Raw genomic sequence first — 1,444 nt, forward strand, 5'->3', positions numbered from 1 at the left:
GGGGTGGTTGTTCGTTTGCTGTGAATCACACAGTGGACGCTAAGCATAAAATTTAGGGTGGTTAAGCCCTCGGCCTATTAGTACCGGTCAACTCAACACGTTACCGTGCTTACATCTCCGGCCTATCAACCCAGTAGTCTAGCTGGGAGCCTTACCCACTCAAGGTGGTGGGATACCTCATCTCGAAGCAGGCTTCCCGCTTAGATGCTTTCAGCGGTTATCCCTTCCGAACGTAGCCAACCAGCCATGCTCCTGGCGGAACAACTGGCACACCAGAGGTTCGTCCGTCCCGGTCCTCTCGTACTAGGGACAGCCCTTCTCAAGTATCCAACGCGCACGGCGGATAGGGACCGAACTGTCTCACGACGTTCTAAACCCAGCTCGCGTACCGCTTTAATGGGCGAACAGCCCAACCCTTGGGACCTGCTACAGCCCCAGGATGCGACGAGCCGACATCGAGGTGCCAAACCATCCCGTCGATATGGACTCTTGGGGAAGATCAGCCTGTTATCCCCGGGGTACCTTTTATCCGTTGAGCGACACCGCTTCCACACGCAAGTGCCGGATCACTAGTCCCGACTTTCGTCCCTGCTCGACCCGTCAGTCTCACAGTCAAGCTCCCTTGTGCACTTACACTCAACACCTGATTGCCAACCAGGCTGAGGGAACCTTTGGGCGCCTCCGTTACCCTTTAGGAGGCAACCGCCCCAGTTAAACTACCCACCAGACACTGTCCCTCGACCCGATCAGGGCCGCAAGTTAGATACCCAAACCCAACAGAGTGGTATTTCAACATTGCCTCCACCCGAACTGGCGTCCGAGCTTCACCGGCTCCCACCTATCCTACACAATTAAATTCAGATACCAATGTCAAGCTATAGTAAAGGTCCCGGGGTCTTTCCGTCCTGCCGCGCGTAACGAGCATCTTTACTCGTACTGCAATTTCGCCGGGCCTGTGGTTGAGACAGTGGGGAAGTCGTTACGCCATTCGTGCAGGTCGGAACTTACCCGACAAGGAATTTCGCTACCTTAGGATGGTTATAGTTACCACCGCCGTTTACTGGCGCTTAAGTTCTCCGCCTCGCCCCGAGGAGCTAACAGGTCCCCTTAACGTTCCAGCACCGGGCAGGCGTCAGTCCATATACATCGTCTTACGACTTGGCATGGACCTGTGTTTTTAGTAAACAGTCGCTTCCCCCTGCTCTCTGCGGCCATACCACGCTCCACCAGCAAGTGGCTTCACGCGTCCGGCCCCCCTTCTCCCTAAGTTACGGGGGCAATTTGCCGAGTTCCTTAACCACAGTTCACCCGTCGCCTTGGTATTCTCTACCTGACCACCTGTGTCGGTTTAGGGTACGGGCCGCTCAAAGCTCGCTAGAGGCTTTTCTCGGCAGCATAGGATCAATGACTTCACCAGAACGGCTCGGCATCACGTCTCAGCCTC

Annotated in this window: 1 rRNA gene; it reads right to left on the reverse strand. The window is 55.6% G+C overall.

What is annotated here, in order from left to right:
* Nucleotides 1-57 precede the first annotated feature (57 nt).
* A 23S ribosomal RNA gene (locus tag Aco03nite_RS52380) occupies nucleotides 58-1,444 on the reverse strand; the annotation flags it as partial.

The organism is Actinoplanes couchii (assembly GCF_016862075.1).
GTDB classification, from domain to species: Bacteria; Actinomycetota; Actinomycetes; order Mycobacteriales; family Micromonosporaceae; genus Actinoplanes; species Actinoplanes couchii.